This window comes from Pseudomonas sp. GW460-LB5, from assembly GCF_059423245.1.
Genome location: NZ_JBWKXT010000002.1, coordinates 212,361 through 233,033 on the forward strand (window position 1 = coordinate 212,361; position 20,673 = coordinate 233,033).

Sequence of the window (20,673 nt, forward strand, 5' to 3'; positions counted from 1 at the left end):
CCGACCTTACTGTAATGGGATGACGGCTCAGTCCGTCATCACTTCATCGATTGCCTGCTCCAGGGTGCTGACCGTACGCTCGATATTGTGCAGTTTTTCGAGCCCGAACAGACCGATGCGGAAGGTCTGGAAGTCGGCTGGCTCGTCGCATTGCAACGGTACGCCGGCCGCAATCTGCAGGCCGTGATCGGCAAATTTCTTGCCGGTCTTGATGTCGGCATCATCGGTATAGCTCACCACGACGCCTGGGGCCTGAAAGCCGGCTGCGGCCACGCTCTTGATACCTTTGGCGGTCAACATGGCGCGCACCCGATCACCCAGCGCCTGTTGTTCGCTGCGCACCTTGTCGAAACCGTAGGCTTGCATCTCGTTCAACACGTCGTTGAACCGGGCAAGCGAATCGCTGGGCATGGTTGCATGGTAGGCATGTCCGCCCTGTTCGTAGGCCTGCATGATCTGCAGCCACTTCTTCAGGTCGCAGGCAAAGCTGCTGCTCTGCGTGTGCTCGATGCGCTCCAGGGTCAAGGCGCTGAGCATCACCAAGGCGCAGCAAGGGGAAGCGCTCCAGCCTTTTTGCGGTGCACTGATCAGCAGGTCGACTGCGCACTTTTCCATATCAACCCACAGCGTGCCAGAGGCGATGCAGTCCAGCACGAACAGGCCACCCACCGCATGCACGGCGTCACCGACGGCCCGCAGGTAATCGTCGGGCAGGATGATCCCGGATGAGGTTTCAACGTGGGGGGCGAAGACGATCTGAGGCTTGTGCGCCTGGATGCTTGCCAGCACTTCCTCCAGCGGCGGGGGCGCGTAGGCAGCCTGGTGCCCTGTGTCGACCGGGCGGGCTTTGAGCACCGTGGTGGCCGCCGGGATGTTGCCCATATCAAGGATCTGGCTCCAGCGATAACTGAACCAGCCGTTGCGTATCACCAGGCATTGCTGAGCGGTGGCAAACTGTCGCGCTACCGATTCCATGCCGAATGTACCGCTGCCCGGCACTACCGCAACAGCCTGGGCGCCATAGACCTGTTTCAGCGTGCTGGAAATGTTCCGCATCACGCCTTGAAAGGATTGTGACATGTGATTGAGCGAGCGGTCGGTGTAGACCACCGAGTACTCGATCAGCCCCTCAGGATCATTACTGGGATAAAGCGTAGACATGGGCGACTCCTAGGCAGAGATGTCAGTGGTATCGACCCTGCCCGAACCCTTGGCAAATGACAAGACAGATCGGGGCTGATTGCGCTGAAGCCCTTCCGCCGTGTGTCCGAAGCAGGCACCCGGAGCCGGCGAGCCCGGCTCCCACAGGTATAGCGCAGGCCTCGGTGGCTGATGACCTTCCTGTGGGAGCGCGATTGAATTCAGTCCGGAGTCTGCGCCGCCGTGATCTCGGCGGCGGGGGCCGCAACAGGCGCTTTTGCCTTAGCACGATTGCGACGTTCCTGGCTGCGATGCCGCGCAGCTTGTTGCTTGGCATGGATCGCCTGAGTCGCTGTCACTGTGCCAGCGACTTGACCATTCAAGTCCAGGCGCGGCGCATTCTCCACCATGCTTGCCCAGTACCGGGTACCCCGGCACCAGGTAGAAATGCCCAGCTTGAGCTGTTCACGGGTGATGCCGAGCAGCTCAAGGTGCTGCTCGGCATCCTTGAAAATGCCCTCTTTGAGCGGAACCTTGGGGGCCGGATTGACAGGGAAGGCCAATGGAAAGTGCTTTTGCAATGGCCAGATCGCTGCCACCGCCGGGTCCTGCTCACGAGGCTTTGCCTGTGGCGGGGACTTGCGCTTGGGTTGTTTCGGGCTATCGGCCTTTTCCTGCACTTTTTCCGCCCGCAGACGGTCACGTAGCTCAGCTAGTTGTTCAAAACCCATTGTTCAATTCACTGCTTCGAAGTTGATTGCGAGGCATAAGGATATGCCATGCAGCGCCACAGATCAGCTTAAACAGATGAATTGTGCCAATTTTCCTGGCCGAGGCATCCCCATTCATCAGGATGCCGGCTCATTCCGGATGCTGTGGCATATCGGTATTTAGCGCAGCTCAGTATCAGGCCCCTGCATTTGGTATCGCTCATCCGAAAGGCTGTGAATAAATACATCCACGTCAGGCAAGCCGCAGTCGTACGAACACACAGGCCTTTCTGTGTCTGACTTGAGGTAAGCGATCATGGCTAATAACCAAGACAAGGGCGCCAACCAGGGCAATGCCAGTGCAGGCGCCGGGAACAACACGGCGGGTACCGGCCAGCAGGGTGGTCAAGGCTCGGGCGGTGGCATGCCCAACCACCAGCAACAAGGTCAGAACCAGCCGGGGCAGAAGCCCGAGGACAAAATGAACAAAGACTGGGGCCGCGATACCGGAAGCAAGGGCGGTCGGCAGGAAGACAGCATGACTGACAAGGAGAACCCGGCGGATAAAGACCGCATGGGTCAGCAATCGCAACGCGATAACCCGCAGGGCGAACAGGACCGCTGATCATTGCTGATGCGCACCAGGGTGGGCAAGCCATCCTGGTGCAAGCGGGCCGCATGGCGGCTTCAGATTGAGCGCTGATTGACGCGTGCAGATAGCTGTTCGGCGGTTTCCTTGCGCTCTGAATAGCGATCCACCAGGTAATCCTGACGATCACGTAGCAGCGCGGTGAATTTCACCAGTTCCTCCATCACATCAACAACGCGGTCATAGTACGGCGAAGGCTTCATCCGGCCGGCATCATCGAACTCAAGGTAAGCCTTGGGTACCGAGGACTGGTTCGGCACCGTGAACATCCTCATCCAGCGGCCAAGCACACGCAACTGGTTGACCACGTTGAACGACTGCGAGCCGCCACACACCTGCATCACCGCCAAGGTCTTGCCTTGGGTGGGGCGCACGGCGCCCAGCGCCAGGGGAACCCAGTCGATCTGCGCCTTGAACACTGCAGACATCGCCCCATGGCGCTCTGGCGAGCACCAGACCTGGCCTTCCGACCATTGCACAAGTTCACGCAATTCCTGCACCTTGGGGTGCTCAACCGGCGCATCGTCAGGCAGCGGCAGGCCCGAAGGGTCGAAGGTTCGTGCTTCGGCGCCGAAGTGTTCCAGCAGACGCGCGGCTTCCTCCACCAGCAAGCGGCTGAAAGAGCGTTCGCGGGTAGACCCATACAACAGCAGGATGCGTGGTTTGTGCTCGCTTGCCACGGTTGCCGTTGGGGGCAGCTCGAACAATGCGAGGTCGAGGTTAGGGAGATGCTCGGACATTTTTGACTCCTGCTTATTGCGTGCCGATGCGATCCAGCTCGTGCTTGAGCTGATCACGGTCGAGGCGATCGAAGGGAAGGGCGAAGAAAGCGCGGCAGCGCGATGCGATGTGGGCCAGCGTGGCGTGGAAAGCCGCGTCGACTTGCGCCTCTTCACCCACGACATCGGACGGGTCCTGCAACCCCCAATGCGATTTCAGCGCGGGGCCGAAATAGACCGGGCAGGCTTCGCCGGCGGCCTTGTCGCAGACCGTAATAACGACGTCCGGCGGGCTGTTTTCGAAAGCGTCGTTGCCCTTGCTGCTCAGGCCAGCAGCCGAAATACCGGCCTGCTCCAGCGTGCTCAGGCTACGGGGCAAAACCTGCCCCTTGGGGACGCTCCCGGAGCTGACTGCCTCGAAACCGGCAGGGGCCAAGTGGTTGAAAAGTGCTTCGCACAGGATGCTTCGGCAACTGTTGGCCGTGCACATGAACAGGACTCGCATGGAGGGCTCCTCCGCCTTGTGGCGGACGTCAGAGGCGCTGGCGCTTGGGCCAGAGCCGAAAGGGTGATTCAGCAGCAGGCGGCATCGCGCACGGGGCGGTCGTCCATGCACGTGAGCCGACGTGTGTTGTCGGCCAGCCAGTGCGAATTGGCCTGCAAGGTGACCTGCAGCATCTCGTGAACCCAGGCCGGTAGCGCCGGGTTAAGGCGGTAATACACCCACTGACCCTGGCGCCGGTCCAGCAACATGCCATTGCTGCGCAGTTGCGCCAGATGGCGACTGATCTTCGGCTGGCTTTCGCCCAGCGCGCACATCAGCTCGCAAACACAGAGTTCTCCCAAGCTGGCGATGAGCAGGGTGGCGCGAGCGCGGGTTTCGTCAGAGAGGCTCTTGAAGACATCGGGCGGGGTAATCATGGCTGCACCAGAACATATGGATAATCGAATATACGCATTACCATATGTTCAGGGCAAGCCTCATGACACGCGCGTGCTGCCTGGATCGACAGCTATCGTTCACCGAGGGCTGCAATGGGCGGATAGCGAAGCGTGTACAGCCCGTTCAAGGTGGGTGCCTTGTCATGAGCGTGGCTAAAGGTTCTGTGAAATCAATTCAGTTCCATCGCCCAGTACCCCAACTTAAACTACGGGCCAATTATAGAAAATATGGATATTTGAGTGGGCGCCCCGCCATGACCAGTAACGACTTCAATTTTTTCATCAAGAGCATCCGCTTTGACGAGCATTATCAACCCTCCGAAAAGACGCGCCTCACTACCAACTTCGCCAACCTGGCGAGGGGTGTGAGCCGGCAAGAGAACTTGCGCAGCACCTTGCAGATGATCGATAACCGCTTCAATGCATTGGCGCATTGGGATAACCCCAAGGGCGACCGTTATACTGTTGAGCTTGATATTATTTCTGTCGAGATGGGTATTGAGGCTGAAGGCGGCAATCAGGCGCTACCCCTGATTGAAATGTTGAAAACAAGCATTATTGACCGACCCACCGGCGAGCGCTTTGCGGGCATGGTGGGGAATAACTTTTCTTCCTACGTGCGGGATTACGATTTTAGTGTGCTGTTGCGTGAGCATAATGCAAACCAGGCTGTATTCAGTACGCCAGACCATTTTGGTGAGCTGCATGGCAAGCTGTTCAAGTGCTTCATCAATTCAAGCACGTACAAGGCGCACTTCGACAAGCCGCCCGTCATCTGTCTGAGTGTTTCGAGCAGCAAGACTTACTCTCGAACGGATAATCACCACCCTGTGTTGGGCTTTGAATACCAGCAGGATGCGTATTCCTTGACGGATACGTATTTCGAGAAGATGGGATTGCACGTGCGTTACTTTATGCCGCCCAACAGTGTGGCGCCGTTGGCGTTCTATTTTTCCGGCGATTTGCTCAGTGATTACACCCACCTGGAGCTGATCAGTACCATCAGTACCATGGACACGTTCCAGAAAATCTATCGACCTGAAATCTACAACGCCAACTCTGCCGCCGGGAAATGCTACCAACCTAGCCTGCAGCATCAGGATTACTCCCTGACGCGCATCGTGTATGACCGAGAAGAACGAAGCCGGCTGGCCATTGAGCAGGGGCGCTTTGTCGAGGAGCACTTTATCAAACCGCACCACGCGCTACTTGAGCAGTGGTCCAACCACTACGCCTGCTGATCAACTGAATAGATAAGGTCTTCCTTCGTGAACAAATTGTTACCCACTTCGACTGCCGGCAGTTTGCCCAAACCCGCCTGGCTCGCACAACCCGAAACGCTCTGGTCACCCTGGAAACTGCAAGATGAGGCATTGATCGAAGGCAAGCAGGATGCCCTGCGCTTGTCATTGCAGGAACAGCAAGACGCCGGCATTGATATCGTCAGTGATGGTGAACAAACGCGCCAACACTTTGTGACGACTTTTATCGAGCACCTGAGCGGTGTTGACTTCGAGAAACGCGAGACCGTCAGGATCCGTGATCGCTATGATGCAAGCGTACCCACCGTAGTAGGCGCTGTTGCTCGGCAAAAGCCGGTATTTGTCGACGATGCCAGGTTCTTGCGTCAGCAGACCCGCCAGCCCATAAAATGGGCGCTGCCAGGCCCCATGACGATGATCGATACGCTGTATGACAGCCATTACAAAAGCCGCGAAAAACTGGCCTGGGAATTTGCCAGGATCCTCAATCAGGAAGCCCGGGAGCTGGAGGCTGCCGGGGTTGACATCATTCAGTTTGATGAGCCCGCCTTCAATGTGTTTTTTGACGAGGTCAATGACTGGGGGGTTGCCACCCTGGAGCGGGCCATCGAAGGCCTCAAGTGTGAAACTGCCGTGCATATCTGCTATGGCTATGGCATCAAAGCCAACACCGACTGGAAAAAAACCTTGGGGTCAGAGTGGCGGCAATATGAAGAGGCCTTCCCCAAACTGCAAAAGTCCAGTATCGATATCATCTCGCTGGAATGCCATAACGCTCATGTGCCCATGGAGCTGCTTGAGTTGATTCGCGGTAAAAAGGTGATGGTAGGCGCAATTGATGTGGCGACCCACACCATTGAAACACCCGAGGAGGTTGCCGATACCTTACGCAAGGCACTGCAATTTGTAGAGGCTGACAAGCTCTACCCTTGCACCAACTGTGGCATGGCTCCCTTGCCGCGTCGGGTGGCCAGCGGCAAGCTCAGGGCTTTGAGTGCCGGTGCAGAAATGGTTCGCAGCGAGCTCTCGGGCAATGACCATCGGGCATCATGGTGACCCGATCACTCGCGTTGTGTGCTGCTCATGATTGACTTGAGACACTTGCGCACACTCCATGCCTTGCGTGAAACGGACAGCCTGCCCGAGGCGGCCGAACGCCTGCACCTGACCCAGTCGGCGCTGTCGCACCAGTTCCGTGAGCTGGAAAGCCGCGTTGGCATGCCTGTGTTTGTGCGCAAATCCAAGCCGGTGCGCTTCACCACTGCGGGCCTCAAGCTGCTGCAGCTGGCCGACCAGGTGCTGCCGCTGATCCGCACAACGGAGCGCAACCTGAGCAAGCTGGCAGGCGGCACGGCCGACCGGCTGCACATCGCGATCGAGTGCCACAGCTGCTATCAATGGCTGATGCCCTCACTGGACGAGTTTCGCTGCGCCTGGCCGGAAGTTGAACTGGACCTGGCGTCGGGGTTGTCGTTCGCCCCACTGCCGGCCCTGCAGCGTGGTGACCTCGACCTTGTGGTGACCTCCGACCCGATGACCCTGCCGGGTATCACGTACGTGCCGTTATTCGGGTACGAGGCAATGCTGGCCATCGACAAGCATCATCCGCTGCGCGATAAGCCCTACCTGGAGCCTGCCGACATCGCCAGCCAGACCTTGATCACGTACCCGATCGAACGAAACCGCCTGGACATCTTCACCCGTTTCTTCGACCCCGCCGACATCGAACCTGCGCGGATACGTACGGCAGAAATGACTGTGATGATGATGCAGCTGGTGGCCAGCGGCCGTGGTGTTTGCTGCCTGCCGAACTGGGCGGTGCATGAGTACACCTCCCGCGGTTACGTGTTGGCCAAGCGCCTCGGCGAAGCAGGGTTGCAGGCCACCCTGTTCGCAGCGGTACGCAGCGACATGCTCGAAGTGCCCTACATGCGTGATTTCCTGCTCACGGCGAAAGACATTTCGTTTGCGACGCTGGAAGGCGTCAATGCGGTGTCAGGGCGAGCGGCGTGGGCGTCGGGCGCCTGACAGGGCGTCAGAAACCTTCCAGGACGATTTTGCCGCGTGCTTTTCCACTCTCGATCATGGCGTGGGCGCGCTTGAGGTGCTCGGCATTGATCGTACCGTAGTGCTCGCCGAGGGTGGTTTTAAGCACGCCATCATCGACCAGCTGCGAAACGCGATCGAGCAGTTGATGCTGTTTGATCATGTCTTCGGTCTTGTACAGCGAACGCGTGAACATGAGCTCCCAGTGCACTGACAGTGACTTGCGCTTGAGCGGCATGACATCCAGTTGCGCCGGGTCGTCGATCAACGCGAGCTTGCCTTGTGGGCGAAGCACCTCCACCAGTTGCGGGAGGTAGGTGTCAGTGTGGGTCAGGCTGATGACGTAATCGACCGGGCCCAGCTTGAGTGCTTCCAGCTGGGGCGCAAGCGATTCGCGGTGGTCGATCACGTGATGGGCTCCCGCTTCCTGAACCCAGGCCTGAGTCTCGGGCCTGGAGGCGGTGCCAATCACCGTGAGCTGTGTCAGCTTGCGGGCAAGTTGAACCAGAATCGAACCAACCCCGCCGGCAGCACCGATCACCAGAAGGCTCTGGTTCTTGCCACCGTTTTCTTCAACGCCCAGGCGGTCGAACAGCAGTTCCCAGGCGGTAATGGAGGTCAGCGGCAAAGCGGCGGCGCTTGCGTTGTCCAGGCTGCGAGGCTTGTGCCCGACAATGCGTTCGTCCACCACATGCAGTTCGCTGTAGCTGCCAGGACGGTCAATGGCACCGGCGTAGAAAACCTCATCGCCCGGTTGGAACAACGTGACCTGCGGCCCTACCTCGCGGACCACGCCAACTGCGTCCCAACCGAGCACTTGTGGTTGCTCGCCACCACGGCTTGCACGGATCTTGGTATCAACCGGGTTGACGGCAATTGCCCTGACTTCGACCAGCAGATCACGGGCACCTGGCTGTGGCGTGGGCAGTTGCGCGTCATACAGCGATTGTGGGTCCTGGATCGGCAAACCGGGCTGGGTGTAAACGACTGCCTTCATTGGCGCTGCCTCTTGGGGATGCGAAAAGTGGGTTCAGACTATCCGTTTCGATTCACACAAAAAACCGCCTGAATGGAGTAAGACTTTCTCGCTTGCAATGAAAATGGTGCGCAGCACCCGAGACGGGGGATGGCCGCTGCTCTGCATCCTCGAGCACGTCTGCTTCAATTGCCGATCCCTGCGTTCTTCACCCTGTGCTGCAAAGGGCGCATCCAGACTAAACCTTCGCCCGTGCCGTCAGTCAGTTCCAGTAAGGGGTCCGTCCACTGAGACCTTGGGAGGTGGCTGATGAAACTGCTGTGCTTGTTGCAGGGTTGCCAGTGGCACTGCGTGCCGAACCATGAACCGGGCGAGCTCCAATGCCAGTGTTGCCGGCGCTGCGGCGCCGTGCGCCATCGGCGGGCCGTCACACTGTCAAAGGCATAGGAGGTCGACATGGCGCGGGCCATCTGGAAAGGTGCAATCAGTTTCGGGCTGGTGCATATCCCCGTTTCGCTCAACGTTGCGGTGAGCTCCGAGCGGGTGGATTTTGACTGGCTCGACAAGCGCAGCATGGAGCCTGTGGGCTACAAACGGGTGAACAAGGTCACCGGCAAGGAAATCGACAAGGACAACATCGTAAAGGGCGTGGAGTACGAGAAGGGCCGCTACGTGGTGATCAGTGAGCAAGAGATCCGCGACGCCCGACCGGAAGCGACCCAGACCATCGATATATTCTCGTTCGTGCAGGCGGGCGAAATTCCGCTGCAGCACTTCGACACCCCCTATTACCTGAGCCCCGACCGCCGCGGCGGCAAAGTCTATGCACTGCTGCGCGACACGCTGGAGAGCACCGGCAAGGTTGCACTGGCCACCGTCGTGCTGCATACGCGCCAGCACCTGGCGCTGCTGCGGCCACTGGAAGATGCCTTGGTGCTGATTACCCTGCGCTGGCCCGAGGAGGTACGCGGGGTGGAAACCCTTGAGCTGGACAAGAGTGTGACCGACGCCAAGGTCGACAAGCGCGAACTGAGCATGGCCAAACGCCTGGTCGAAGACATGAGTGGGTCATGGGCGCCGGATGAGTACCATGATGCGTTTCGCCAGACCATTCTCGACCTGGTGGAAGAAAAGGCCAGCAAAGGCAAGATCGAGACGGTGGATAAAGGGGAGGGCAAGGGCGTGGAAAAAGGCGCGGATATCCTCGACCTCACCGAACTGCTCAAACGCAGCCTCGGCGGCAAGCCAAAGGGCGGCAAGCCTGCCGCCAAACGGCCCCGCAAGGCTTCATGAAGGTGGATCCCCCTGGCATCCGACAGAGGAGCTCAACGCAGTCCTATTGCCCGATCCAGTGACAACGCACCGGCTCCTCGTGCGATCAACAGTAGCAACAAGGCTGCCCACGTGAGATGTGTCGGCCAGGCGTCCGGGTAGACGAACACTTCGATCACCGTGGTCATGCCCAGCAGGGCCAGGGCCGACAGCCGGGTGAACAGGCCAAGCACCAGCAACAACGGGAACAGGTGTTCCGCATAGGTTGCCAAGTGGGCCGCCAGCCACGGTGACACCAGCGGCAGGGCATATTCGCTCTGGAACAGGTCATAGGTACTGGGTGTGATGCTGAGAAACCCTTCGACCTTGGTGCGGCCGGACAGAAAGAAGGTCGAGGCGATGGCCATGCGCGCCACCAGGCACAGCACGTTGTCGCTGAGCAGTTGCTGTGCACGGTCGGTGAGGTGGTTCCAGCGTTGGCGCAGGCTCTTGTCGGGGCGGGTGACGTGGATGATGTCCATGGTGCTTCCTTCAGGCGAATGCAAGTGGACGAAAGGCCTGGGCTGCCAGCAGCCGGCCGAGCAGGTCGGTGAAGTCCAGGTCGGGTTGACTCGCTTGTGCAATCAGTGAGGCCTGCGCCAAAGGCAAACCTTGGGCGCATGCATCGAGAAAGGCGCAGCCGCCGACCTCCAGTGCCTGCAGGGCAACACCTTCGTCGGTGCCGCTTAGTACCGCACCCTCGGCCACCCACGGGTGGTCATTCGGCCATGGCTGGCCTTCGCGGCTGTACCGCCACAGGCTGAAGGCCGGGTGCTGCGCGAACCAGCGCCAGCGCACGCTGCTGCGCGGGGCCAGGTAACTGTTGGCCAGGTCGGCAGCGGTCATGCCGGCCAAGTCTGCAAGTGCAAGGCAGGGTTCGCGGGGGGCGCTGAACACCTCGCACCAGGCAAAATCCAGGCGTGCCACGTCGGCCAGGTACGGCAGGCCGTGCTGGGCCTGGATCTGTTCAAGAAAGTCGGCGAACGCCGCCCCATAGTGGATCAGCCTTGGGTCGTCGGGGGGCGTTGTTTTCGCATAGGCCGCAGCGGCATCCTGCATCCAGGCCGGGCCTGTCAGCGCTTCGACACTGGGGAAGTTTGCACGCAGGGCATCGGTGCAACCCGCCAGCACAGTATTGCGATACACCGCGAATGCAGCATGCTGGGTCAGCGCGGCCAATTGCGGGGCCGGGCGGTGATACAGCGCTTCGACGAAGGCGGCCTGAAACTGGCCAAGGGAAAGCGTCATGGGCGTACTCCTGCCTGATCGAGCAGTGCCTGAGCGGTACCGCGTTCGGCCAGCAACTCGGTGAACGCCGGCAGGTTGCCGTCACGCTCGATCAACGTCGGGCGCGGGCCGATGCGCGTGATCAACTGCTGGTACAAGGCCCAGACCGGTGCGGCGATGGCGGCGTCATGGGAGTCGATCAGCAGGCTGGCCCGGGCGTCGTGGCTGTGGCCAGCCAGGTGTATTTCAGTGATAGCTTGGGCCGGGAACCTCGCCAGGTAGGCTGAAGCGTCGAACCCGAGGTTGTGGGCGCTGACGTGCACGTTGTTGACGTCCAGCAACAGGCCACAGCCCGTGCGCCGCGTCAGTTCGGCCAGAAAGTCGATTTCGTCCCAGTCGTGCCCTTCCATGGGCAGGTAGTGGCTGGGGTTTTCCAGCGAGATGCTGCGCCCGAGCGCATCCTGTGTGCGCTGTACATTGTCGCTGATACGGACCAAGGCCTCGTCGCTGCGGGGGAAGGGCAGCAGGTCGGGGAGGTATTGCCCGTTCCAGCTTGACCATGCCAGGTGCTCCGAGACCAGCGCCGGCTGCACCTGGTCGACAAGTGCCCGCAGGCGGCGCAGGTGTGTGTCATCCGGCGCGGCGTCCGCCGCGAGCGACAGCGCAACACCGTGCAGCGACAGCGGATGGTGTTCGGCTATGCGCTGTAGCCAGGCCATGCGTGGGCCGCCGAGCATGTAGTTTTCCGGGTGTACTTCGAACCACAGCCCATGGGCCCGGCACGCCCAGGCCTCGGCATAGTGGTCAGCCTTCAGCCCAAGCCCGGCACCTGAAAGGTAAGTCCCGTTCATGATCGGCGGCCTGTGCTCAGGACTTGAGCGGGGTCAGTGAGCCCATGCCGTTGGGCGTCTTGATGGAGGTGCAGGTACCTGCGGGAACGTTCTTCCAGTGCATGCCGTCGTAGTCCATCTTGGCACTGCCAGCGCAGCTGGTGCCGGCGCCGGCCTTGCAGTCGTTCTTGCCAGCCATGGCGACGCCGTAGCATTTTTCCATGGCGGCACCGGTGGTGGCTGGTTTGGTCGCATCGGCAGCCTGGGAAATACCGGCCAGCGAAGCCAGGGCGAGCGCGGCAGTGGCGAGGGCGAGGGTTTTCATGATGTATCTCCGGGAAGTGGGGCCGTGGTGGTTTACCGGCGGCTCATGGAGTAGTTCGCAGCCTGGGTTGAACGGGTTACAGCAGCTGCAAAATTTTTTTCCGGCGGTGCGTCAGTCGCCTACCGTATGAAGGCGACACGGGTTGAATGGAAAACTTTCACGCTCGATGTAACCGGGGAGGCTGATGGCACGAACTAATACTCAGCAGGCGCTCAGCGCGCGCGAGGCCCAGTTGCAGGCTTTGCTGCTACAGGGGCTGGCGGGGGACGCGGCGGCCTATCGGGCGTTCCTGGCGGCGCTGGCGACGCATGTGCGTGGCTTTCTGCTGCGGCGGCTGTGGCAACGCCCCGCTGATGTCGAAGATTTGCTGCAGGAGGTGTTGCTGGCGGTGCACAACGCCCGCCATACCTACGAGGCACAGCAACCGTTGACCGCCTGGGTGCAGGCCATTGCCCGCTACAAGCTGGCGGACCACTATCGCAGCTACGCTCGCCACGGTGCGTTGCACGAGGAGCTGAACGATGAAAGTGATCTGTTCGCGCCCGGCGAGGAGGAAGTGGCCCAGGCGACACGTGACCTGGGCAAGCTCCTGGAGCGATTGCCAGCGCGCCAGCGGCTGCCCATCGTCCATGTCAAACTGGAGGGGATGTCGGTGGAAGAGACCGCGCGCATGACCGGTCTTTCCAGTTCGGCGGTGAAAGTGGGCATCCACCGGGGCCTCAAGGCACTGGCCAAACTGATTGGAGGCAAGGGCAAAAATGAAGACTGATGACTTGATTGCCCTGCTGGCGGCCGGGGAAGGGCCGGTGAGCCGTCACGCACCGGCGCGGCGCTTGGTGCTGGCACTGGTGGGCGGCGGATTGGGCGCGGTACTGCTGACGGTGGCCATTTTCGGCGTGCGCGGTGACCTGGCGCAGGTGGCGCACACCCCGCTGTTCTGGGCCAAGCTGGCCTTGCCCGGCAGCCTGGCGCTGCTGGCACTGTTGCTGACTCAGCGGCTGGTCAGGCCGGGGGTGAACGGGGGGCGGCTGTGGGGCCTGATGGGGCTGCCGCTGCTGCTGGTCTGGCTGGGTGCGGCGGTGAGCCTGCTGGGCGCGCCGGTGGATGCCCGGGCGGACCTGCTGCTCGGGCGCACCTGGCGCACCTGCCCGCTGAACATTACCTTGCTTTCGGTACCCACCTTCATCACCGTGTTCTGGGCAATGCGCGGCCTGGCACCCACCCGCCTGCGACTAGCGGGTGCTGCAGGAGGCTTGCTTGCGGGTGCCACCGCAACGTTGGCTTATTGCCTGCATTGCCCGGAGATGGCTGTACCGTTCTGGGGGCTCTGGTACGTACTGGGTTTGCTGGTGCCGACGGTCTTGGGGGCGGCGCTAGGGCCACGTTTTCTGCGCTGGTGATACCGGTTTTTCGACGCTGGGCCTGCTGGGGTACCGCGTACAGACGTGCTTGCGCCATGGTGGTTTCTCAGTCAGCCTTGACTGGTTTGAGTTCAGCGATGGCATAGCTGCCCGCGGACCCCAGTTCGAGCGCACTCAGTGCTGGCATGTCGAGGATCTCCACCAGCCGCCCCCGCAGGTTGACGATACCCAGCCCGCGCAAGTGAGCGACCGAGCGGCATATGGTTTCCAGGCGTAGCCCGAGGTAGGAGGCGATGTCTTCGCGAGACATGCACAACATGAAACCGTTGGATGAATACCCGCGGCTGACGAAGCGGCGGGAAAGACCGAGCAGGAAACTGGCAAGCCGCTGTTCGGCAGAGAGGTTGCAGAGCATCAGCACGCGCTCATGCTCGCGGATGATTTCCCTACTCATCAGGCGGTTCAAGCTCTGTTGCAGCGGGGGAAACTCACGCGCCAGGGCTTGCAGACGATGATAGGGCACCGGGCACACTTCGCTGTCTTCCAGGGCGATGGCATCACAGACATGAAGCTCGGTGGCGATGGCATCGAGCCCGAGGACGTCCCCCGGCATCCAGAAATTGATGATCACACCCTGGCCTTCGGCGTTGTTGAGGTTCGTCTTGAAGCTGCCTGAGTACACCGAGTACAGGTGACTCAAGGGCACATTTGCGTTGAACAGCGCAGCCCCCTTTCTCACCCGGATGCGAGAGCCGATCAGGGTGCCGAGGTAACGGTTGTCGTGCAGGGGCAGACCCGTGGGCAAGCACAAGTCGTTGACCCGGCACTCATTGCATCGGTATGCCAGGCGTTTCAAATGAAGGGGCAGCGGTTCGCGCGCTGGCACAGGCTGCTCGAGCAGTGGAAAGTCGGTCAGGCCCGACATTTCATGCCTCCTTCGAAGGGCGGAGTGCTGCGGTGGTAATCGTGTTCAGCAAATGAGGCGCGTTCAGCCGGGCGCTCAGCACGCTCACGAACTGCTTGGCTTCAGACGGGGTTCGGAAACTCACTCGCCAGTCGTCCATGTGTACCCACCAGCGGTGGGAATTCGCAGGTCGGTGCTGTATACGCCCAGGCTGGACAACGTACCCCCGGGGCGCAGCACGCGCAGCGCCGATTCGAACGTGGTCTGGGTGCCCAGGGCTTCGATGGCCACATCCACGCCACGGCCATCGGTCAGCGCCATGATGCGTTCCACCACATTGCCTTGCTTGAAGTCGACCACGTGCGACGCACCCATTTCGCGTGCCACACGCATGCGGGCCGGCACGCTGTCCACGCCGATGAGGGTGGTGGCGCCCAGCATTTTGGCACCGGCGACTGCGCACAGGCCAATCGGGCCCAAGGCGAATACGGCGACGGTATCGCCGATCGTCACTGCGCCACGTTCTGCACCGGAAAAACCGGTGGACATGATATCGGGACACATCAGCACGTGTTCGTCACTGAGCCCGTCAGGAATGGGGGAGAGGTTGGCCATTGCGTCCGGTACCCGAACGTATTCCGCCTGGCAACCGTCGATGACATTGCCGAGCTTCCAGCCACCGATGGCCTTGAAGCCATGCACGGTATCGGCGCCGTCCTGGGCGCCGCAGCCGCACAGGCAGGCATTGCTGTGGCCGCTGGGGGTGATGGCGCCGGCGATGACGCCTTGCCCTTCATGAAAGCCCCGAACCTCTGAACCCCGTCTTTCGATGACACCCACTGGCTCATGGCCGACGGTGAGCCCTTTTGCCACTGGATACTCGCCACGCAGGATATGCACATCAGTGCCACAGATTGTCGTGGTGCTGATGCGCACCAGCGCATCCAAAGGGCCGATCTCGGGGATGGGCTTGTCGTCCAGCACGATGCGGTTCTTTTCGACGAAAATAGCCGCTTTCATGAGCGCCATGGCTAGCCTCCGGGGCATCGCTGATTTGTGTTGGCAACTACAGCCTGCGCCCAAAAAGCGCAAAAGTCTTGATTCGCGTCAATGGCGCGGCACGCGGCGATAGCCGTTGGTCAGTGCCCTGGGCTTTTGATAAACATCAAACCGGGCAAACGCACCTGGCAGATCATCGAGGTACTCATCGAGCCCGCAGAGGTGTGCCATGACCAACCCGCAAAGACTTCTTCTCATTGCTTCGCCCTTGATGCGCCGCACACCGGTCTATGATCGTGCAGCTGCGCTGGCCAAAGCCAAGGGCATGCCATTGCACATCGTCGCCTTCGACTACCTGGAGGGTCTTGCCACGGCCGGCCTGGTCAACGAACAGGCCTTGGCGGTCATGCGGGAGGGCTATGTGCAGCAACACCGTGAATGGCTGGAAACCCAGGCATTGTCGATGCGCCGCAACGGCGTGACGGTGACCATCGAGGTGTTGTGGGTGCAGCGCCCGCTGGACGAGATCCAGGTGCACCTGCGTGAGCAGCCGTTCGCCATGCTGATCAAGGGGCTTGAGCATGAGCCATGGTGGATGCGGGCAATGTTCACCTCGCTCGACGTCCAGTTGTTGCGCGACACCCGTTTTCCGTTGCACCTGGTCCACAACGCCAGCAATGCCCTGCCGCGCCGGATATTGGCAGCAGTTGACCTGTCGCGCCCGGAGGATCAGTTCGAAGGCTTCAACGACCACATCATCAGTGAAGCGCTCAAGCTGGCCTTGCAATGCAACGCCCAGATCGAGCTGCTGTATGCCTATGACATGGGCGCCATGTACCTGAATGCCGAAGACAACCGGGAACATTCGTTCCTGTTTGATTCCAACCTGTCACGCACACTGCACGAGGCCCAGGCCGACGCCTTCCAGGCATTGGCCGAACGTAACGGGATCCCCGCCGAGCACCGCCACATGCGGGTGGGGGACCCGACCAAGGTGCTCGCGCTGTTCATGGACAGCAATGACATCGATGTGCTGGTGATGGGGAGCTACCACCATCACGGCATCGGCTGGTTCATCGGCAGTACGGCCGAGCGGATCCTGCATCGGCTCAGCAGCAGTGTGCTGGTGATCTCGCCCGAGCATTCGCAAGGTTGAAGTACGAGGCCCGCAAGGGCCTTGTTTCAGGCGCGCAGGTCAAGTTCATGGAGGATTTCGCTGACATCGCCGCCCAGGTAGCGCGCGGTGAACCCCAGGGCCTTGGTCAGCCGGTGCATGGCGTAATTGCCAGACAGGTCCCTGGACACCATGCACTGGTAACCATTGCGCCGAGCCGCTGCTATCAGGTGCTGCAGCAACAGCTTGGCCAGCCCTTTGCGCTGCCATTGCTCGCCAACAGCGACGGCGCATTCGCAATTGTGGCTACCCGGGATCGCCGCATAGCGGCTTACGCCAAGCTGATGCAGCTGGCCGTTTTCATGGGCCAGCGCGACATACGCCATGCGCTGGTGGCTGTCGATCGGCATCAACTGCGTATCCAGGCTGGGCAAGCCACCGCTGAGCCCGGCGATAAAGCGAAAGCGCCGGGCCTCGTAGGTAATTGTGCTCACAAAGCGTCTGTCCCGTTCATGATCGTCAGCGCGCAATGGGCGAATCAGCACAGCTGTGCCGTCAGCAAGGGTGTCTATCCAGTACTCGCTATTGCCTGGGTCTTGGAACAGCTGCTTGTTCATGGGGCCTCCAGAGGGCGTGATCAACGTGGCTGTACTGGTTGTACCGTGAGGCGTCGGTCCGGTTCTGACATTGATCAAGTTGGTGGGCGGCTGATGACTTTCTGATCTGCAACAAACCCGACATCGACCCACACTCGGCGGCCTTGCGCAGGCACATGCCAGCGGCGCGGCGGTGCATATCCTTGGGCTGTTCGAACCCCGCGCAGAGCATGTGTTACGCGAGGCAAGGCTGAATGAAGCCGAGGCACAGCGCCAATTTGAGCACTATCGTGAGTAGCTCGAGGGGTTGGCAGCACGGCACCGGGCCAGCGGTACGTGTCTGACTGTGCGCTAGCACCGCACCGGAGTTTTTCAAGGACCTGCAAGCAAGGGCAAGGCTCAACGGCTAGGCAAAAAGGCCCGGGGAGGGGCGACCGTAGCCGATGGGCGGCAGTGTCAGAGGCACCTCGGCCTGCTGCCGGAGGCCACTGCCGCGGCATTGCCTCAGGCCAGCGAAAGCTGGTGAATCAGCTGGCTTGGGTCATCCGGATCTCTGGCGCTGGTAAACCCCGCTGCCTGAGCCAGCTCGCGCATTGCCACATTGGCCGCAGCGTCCATGGAATACATGTGTCGCAGGCCCTGGGCGCGTGCGTGATCGATCAGGTGCTGGAGCAGCAATGTGCCCAAACCGTGGCGCTGCCAGCTATCGAGCACGGTGACAGCACACTCGCAATCTTCACCACCGGGGCTGGTGGCATAACGGGCAATACCGACTTCCTGCAGTTCGCCGTCGACATGGGCGAGGGCGACATAGGCCATGTGCTGGTCCTGGTCAACGACCATCAATTGATCCAGCATGGCTTCGCCAGGCTCCTTGAGCTGGCACAGGAAGCGGAAGTGGCGCGACTGTGGCGACAGGCGTTCGATGAAGTTCCTTTCGCGCTGACGGTCTTTGGGCTGCAAAGGCCTGATCAGCACATGGGTGCCGTTGTCGAGCGCTTCGATCCAGTGTTCGCCAGCCGTGGCAGGAAATGACGCTGCGGCATGGGGGCGGGGTGTTTCGGCGGATGCCATGGCAAGCCTCCTTACGTGATGGGGTGTACACAGGAGGTTCAGTTTCGACGCGTCGCCTTGTGCGCGCTTGACAGTTGTCAATTACCGGGCTGGTAGGGTCACGCTTCGCTACTTGGTCTTCCCGTACTTTTGCATTTCCAGAAAGGCCGGTAATGGCCATCGCGTCGGTTCTACGCTTGAACAGCACCGGGTCATTGATAAAGGTCAGTCGGTGGCCGCTCTTGTCGCGCTGGCTTCTGTCTCCAACGATCAGCACGCGCCCTGCGACCAAGGTCGAAGCCCTGACTTCAGATTCCCTTCAGATTGACCACTGATACTCACCCCATCAAGCCCAAACGGGGGGAGTTTCATGACCCAGTCTCAGTGGAGCAGCCTGCTCCCACTGCCTATCGGCAGCCACGTCGACCATCACGCCCACTTGTCGCTTCATCTGCACAAGGACCCTGGCCGCGATGAGCTGGAGCACTTCATTCATCAGTGTTTTGCCAACGTGCACCACGCTGATGTGCACCATTACCTGCCCGAACTGCTGGCGCTGCACGACAGTCATGGCCGGCTGATTGCCGCCGCAGGCTTGCGCCCGGCCAGCAGCGGGCCGCTGTTCCTCGAACATTATCTGGATGAGCCGCTGGAAGCCGCAGTTTCGCGGGTAGCGGGCTGCCCCCTTGAGCGTGAGTGCATGGTCGAAGTGGGCAACCTGGCCTCGCTCAGTGCCGGTAGCGCGCGAATCATGATCATAGCGGTGACCTGGTTGCTGGCCACACGGGGCCTGAAGTGGGTGGCGTTCACCGGCGCGACGACACTGATCAACAGTTTCCAGCGCCTGGGGTTGGTGCCGTCGGTGCTGGCGTCGGCCGACCCGGCCCGGCTGAATGGGAAGTTGGACCACTGGGGTACCTATTACGCTCAACACCCACAAGTCTATGCCGGCAGCATCGGCCATGGCTTCGATGCCTTGAGCAAGGCTGGGGTGTTCCAGCGCCTGGGGTTGCCAACCGCCTTCCAGGAGACTGGCCATGCCGCATGAACTGGAGCGCTTTCATCAACTGCTGGTCACGTTTGCCCGCGATCACGGTGACGCCGTGGCCGTGCAAGGGGCGACCGAGCGCTTCACCTACAGGCAGTTGCTGGCCGAAGTGGGGTTGCGCACTCACAGCTTGCGCACGTGTTCGCCAGGCCCGCTGGTACTGGCCCTGGATAATGGCCCGCAGTTGCTGTTCTGGGATTTGGCGGCGCTGTTTGCCGAACGCCCCTGTGTAATCGTGCCGTCGTTTTTCAGTAGTGCCCAGTTCAGCCATTGCATCGAGCAGAGTGGTGCCAGCCATGTGCTGTGCGACCCGCAATGGCATGGGACGCTCGGCGAGCTGGGGTTCGCTCAGCAGGACGTGTTCTGGGTTCGCGAGGCTCAGCCTGCTGCCGCGCTGCCTGCCGGTACCGCCAAGATCACCTACACCTCTGGCAGCACGGGCAAGCCCAAAGGCGTGTGCCTGTCTGTAGAGGCTCTGTTGCGTGTCGCCCGGGAACTGGAGGTGGCCAGCCGGCCCAGTGAACCTCAGCGTTACCTGGCGGTGCTGCCGCTGGGTGTGCTGTTGGAAAACCTGGGTGTCTACGCCGCCTTGATGGCCGGGGCAAGTGTGTTGCTGTACCCCCAGGCGCAACTGGGCATGGGCGGTGCAAGCCAGGTCGATTTCAAGCGCTTGCTGGGGGCCATCGCCCTGAGCGGTGCGCAGAGCCTGATTCTGGTGCCGCAGCTGTTGATGGGGCTGATCACTGCTATCGAGCGCGGGCTGATGCGGGTGGGGGCGTTACGGTTCGTTGCGGTTGGCGGTGCCCGGGTGGCGCCCAGCTTGCTGGCCCGCGCTGAAGCGATCGGCCTGCCGGTGTTCGAGGGCTATGGTTTGTCCGAGTGTGCTTCGGTGGTGGCCTTGAACCGGCCAGGCGCAACCCGCCGCGGCAGTGTCGGCAAACCGCTGCCCCATGTGCAGGTGCGTATCGCCGAGGACGGGGAGGTACTGGTGGCGGGCTCGGTGCTGCTCGGCTATCTGGAGGAACCACCCGTCTGCGATAGCTGGTGGGCCACCGGCGACCTAGGCCATTTCGACGAGGAGGGCTACCTGTACCTCGATGGCCGCAAGAAACACCAGTTCATCACCAGCTTCGGGCGCAACGTCAACCCGGAATGGGTGGAGGCCGAACTGACCCAGAGCGGCGTGATCGCCCAGGCGTTCGTGCATGGCGAGGCCCTGCCAAAGAACCTGGCATTGCTCTGGCCGCTGGACCCCGCTACCCCCGATACCCTCATCGACCAGGCCGTGCAGCAGTGCAATGCCTTGCTGCCGGACTACGCCAGGGTCCATGCCTGGCGTCGCCTGCCGTGCCCCTTGTCCAGTACCGACGACACACTGACCGCCAATGGCCGCCCGCGCCGCGAGGCCATCCTGCGGCGTTACCACTCCCTGTTATCCGACATCCCGTTGTGAGGTCTGCC

General features: G+C 61.1%; 24 protein-coding genes and 1 pseudogene. 11 read left to right on the forward strand and 14 right to left on the reverse strand.

Translation table 11 applies throughout. The features are described from left to right. Positions 1-27: 27 nt before the first annotated feature. Together AC07XM_RS03010 and AC07XM_RS03015 are read right to left on the reverse strand one after the other, a co-directional pair. Positions 28-1,161, reverse strand: a complete 1,134-nt coding sequence (locus AC07XM_RS03010; RefSeq protein ID WP_102688861.1) for a pyridoxal-phosphate-dependent aminotransferase family protein — start codon at positions 1,159-1,161, stop codon at positions 28-30. Between the two features lie 200 nt (positions 1,162-1,361). Continuing rightward, a complete protein-coding gene (locus tag AC07XM_RS03015; protein ID WP_016486247.1) occupies positions 1,362-1,871 on the reverse strand; it encodes a ProQ/FinO family protein in 510 nt (169 codons plus the stop codon). A gap of 295 nt (positions 1,872-2,166) precedes the next feature. On the opposite strand from AC07XM_RS03015, the gene AC07XM_RS03020 reads away from it, so the two are divergent. Further along, positions 2,167-2,475, forward strand: coding sequence for a hypothetical protein (locus AC07XM_RS03020; protein ID WP_016486248.1), 309 nt, complete (start codon positions 2,167-2,169; stop codon positions 2,473-2,475). Positions 2,476-2,537: 62 nt separating this feature from the next. On the opposite strand, the gene arsH is transcribed toward AC07XM_RS03020, so the two are convergent. The 3 genes from arsH to AC07XM_RS03035 form a co-directional block, all read right to left on the reverse strand. After that, a complete protein-coding gene (gene arsH, locus AC07XM_RS03025; protein ID WP_016486249.1) occupies positions 2,538-3,239 on the reverse strand; it encodes an arsenical resistance protein ArsH in 702 nt (233 codons plus the stop codon). Positions 3,240-3,252: 13 nt separating this feature from the next. Further along, positions 3,253-3,723 carry an arsenate reductase ArsC gene (locus AC07XM_RS03030; protein ID WP_060516709.1) on the reverse strand — a complete coding sequence of 157 codons (471 nt, stop codon included), beginning with the start codon at positions 3,721-3,723 and terminating at the stop codon, positions 3,253-3,255. A gap of 68 nt (positions 3,724-3,791) precedes the next feature. Then, positions 3,792-4,139 carry a metalloregulator ArsR/SmtB family transcription factor gene (locus tag AC07XM_RS03035; RefSeq protein WP_016486251.1) on the reverse strand — a complete coding sequence of 116 codons (348 nt, stop codon included), beginning with the start codon at positions 4,137-4,139 and terminating at the stop codon, positions 3,792-3,794. 275 nt (positions 4,140-4,414) lie between these two features. On the opposite strand from AC07XM_RS03035, the gene AC07XM_RS03040 reads away from it, so the two are divergent. From AC07XM_RS03040 to AC07XM_RS03050, 3 genes are read left to right on the forward strand one after another with little or no spacing between them, the layout of a single operon-like run. Then, complete coding sequence (locus tag AC07XM_RS03040) at positions 4,415-5,401, forward strand: DUF1852 domain-containing protein (RefSeq protein ID WP_023049282.1); 987 nt, start codon at positions 4,415-4,417, stop codon at positions 5,399-5,401. Between the two features lie 27 nt (positions 5,402-5,428). Then, complete coding sequence (locus AC07XM_RS03045) at positions 5,429-6,478, forward strand: methionine synthase (RefSeq protein ID WP_031312561.1); 1,050 nt, start codon at positions 5,429-5,431, stop codon at positions 6,476-6,478. Between the two features lie 27 nt (positions 6,479-6,505). Further along, positions 6,506-7,450: a LysR family transcriptional regulator gene (locus AC07XM_RS03050; protein WP_060516707.1), complete on the forward strand. Its 945-nt coding sequence runs from the start codon at positions 6,506-6,508 to the stop codon at positions 7,448-7,450. Positions 7,451-7,457: 7 nt separating this feature from the next. Here the strand turns inward: AC07XM_RS03050 and AC07XM_RS03055 are convergent, their stop codons facing one another. Further along, positions 7,458-8,465 (reverse strand): zinc-binding alcohol dehydrogenase family protein, encoded by a 1,008-nt coding sequence (locus tag AC07XM_RS03055; RefSeq protein WP_023049280.1) that lies wholly within the window; start codon positions 8,463-8,465, stop codon positions 7,458-7,460. 288 nt (positions 8,466-8,753) lie between these two features. Between AC07XM_RS03055 and AC07XM_RS03060 the strand changes: the two genes are divergently transcribed. Together AC07XM_RS03060 and ku are read left to right on the forward strand one after the other, a co-directional pair. Then, entirely contained in the window at positions 8,754-8,891 is a 138-nt protein-coding gene (locus tag AC07XM_RS03060; protein WP_305728981.1) for a PSPA7_2676 family Cys-rich small protein, read from the forward strand. Positions 8,892-8,900: 9 nt separating this feature from the next. Further along, the gene (ku, locus tag AC07XM_RS03065; RefSeq protein ID WP_016486256.1) at positions 8,901-9,737 is read left to right on the forward strand and encodes a non-homologous end joining protein Ku; all 837 of its coding nucleotides are present in this window, start codon (positions 8,901-8,903) and stop codon (positions 9,735-9,737) included. A 32-nt stretch (positions 9,738-9,769) separates the two neighbouring features. Here the strand turns inward: ku and AC07XM_RS03070 are convergent, their stop codons facing one another. The 4 genes from AC07XM_RS03070 to AC07XM_RS03085 are packed head-to-tail and all read right to left on the reverse strand — an operon-like array spanning position 9,770 to position 12,137. After that, positions 9,770-10,237: a DoxX family protein gene (locus tag AC07XM_RS03070; RefSeq protein ID WP_016486257.1), complete on the reverse strand. Its 468-nt coding sequence runs from the start codon at positions 10,235-10,237 to the stop codon at positions 9,770-9,772. Positions 10,238-10,247: 10 nt separating this feature from the next. Further along, positions 10,248-11,003, reverse strand: a complete 756-nt coding sequence (locus tag AC07XM_RS03075; protein ID WP_096425969.1) for an HvfC/BufC N-terminal domain-containing protein — start codon at positions 11,001-11,003, stop codon at positions 10,248-10,250. Next, positions 11,000-11,833, reverse strand: a complete 834-nt coding sequence (bufB, locus tag AC07XM_RS03080) for an MNIO family bufferin maturase (protein ID WP_016486259.1) — start codon at positions 11,831-11,833, stop codon at positions 11,000-11,002. The genes AC07XM_RS03075 and bufB overlap by 4 nt, the downstream gene beginning before the upstream one ends. Before the next feature lie 16 nt (positions 11,834-11,849). Further along, a complete protein-coding gene (locus tag AC07XM_RS03085; protein ID WP_016486260.1) occupies positions 11,850-12,137 on the reverse strand; it encodes a BufA1 family periplasmic bufferin-type metallophore in 288 nt (95 codons plus the stop codon). 184 nt (positions 12,138-12,321) lie between these two features. Here AC07XM_RS03085 and AC07XM_RS03090 point away from each other — a divergent pair, with 184 nt between their 5' ends. Both AC07XM_RS03090 and AC07XM_RS03095 read left to right on the forward strand, forming a co-directional pair. Beyond that, positions 12,322-12,906, forward strand: a complete 585-nt coding sequence (locus AC07XM_RS03090) for a sigma-70 family RNA polymerase sigma factor (protein WP_016486261.1) — start codon at positions 12,322-12,324, stop codon at positions 12,904-12,906. Then, on the forward strand, positions 12,896-13,537 hold the full coding sequence (locus AC07XM_RS03095) for a DUF1109 domain-containing protein (protein WP_102688862.1): 642 nt from the start codon (positions 12,896-12,898) through the stop codon (positions 13,535-13,537). The genes AC07XM_RS03090 and AC07XM_RS03095 overlap by 11 nt, the downstream gene beginning before the upstream one ends. Before the next feature lie 67 nt (positions 13,538-13,604). On the opposite strand, the gene AC07XM_RS03100 is transcribed toward AC07XM_RS03095, so the two are convergent. Further along, entirely contained in the window at positions 13,605-14,423 is an 819-nt protein-coding gene (locus AC07XM_RS03100; protein ID WP_102688863.1) for a helix-turn-helix domain-containing protein, read from the reverse strand. A 156-nt stretch (positions 14,424-14,579) separates the two neighbouring features. Continuing rightward, positions 14,580-15,431, reverse strand: a pseudogene (locus tag AC07XM_RS03105) (zinc-binding dehydrogenase); the annotation flags it as partial. A 199-nt stretch (positions 15,432-15,630) separates the two neighbouring features. Here AC07XM_RS03105 and AC07XM_RS03110 point away from each other — a divergent pair. Continuing rightward, complete coding sequence (locus tag AC07XM_RS03110; protein WP_060516701.1) at positions 15,631-16,557, forward strand: universal stress protein; 927 nt, start codon at positions 15,631-15,633, stop codon at positions 16,555-16,557. 26 nt (positions 16,558-16,583) lie between these two features. On the opposite strand, the gene AC07XM_RS03115 is transcribed toward AC07XM_RS03110, so the two are convergent. Both AC07XM_RS03115 and AC07XM_RS03120 read right to left on the reverse strand, forming a co-directional pair. Then, entirely contained in the window at positions 16,584-17,132 is a 549-nt protein-coding gene (locus AC07XM_RS03115) for a GNAT family N-acetyltransferase (RefSeq protein WP_095114953.1), read from the reverse strand. A gap of 483 nt (positions 17,133-17,615) precedes the next feature. After that, complete coding sequence (locus AC07XM_RS03120) at positions 17,616-18,185, reverse strand: GNAT family N-acetyltransferase (RefSeq protein ID WP_016486268.1); 570 nt, start codon at positions 18,183-18,185, stop codon at positions 17,616-17,618. A gap of 349 nt (positions 18,186-18,534) precedes the next feature. On the opposite strand from AC07XM_RS03120, the gene AC07XM_RS03125 reads away from it, so the two are divergent. Next, entirely contained in the window at positions 18,535-19,212 is a 678-nt protein-coding gene (locus AC07XM_RS03125; RefSeq protein ID WP_016486269.1) for a thermostable hemolysin, read from the forward strand. Next, a complete protein-coding gene (locus AC07XM_RS03130; RefSeq protein ID WP_095114955.1) occupies positions 19,202-20,665 on the forward strand; it encodes an AMP-binding protein in 1,464 nt (487 codons plus the stop codon). Before AC07XM_RS03125 ends, AC07XM_RS03130 begins: the two co-directional genes overlap by 11 nt. Positions 20,666-20,673: the final 8 nt, after the last annotated feature.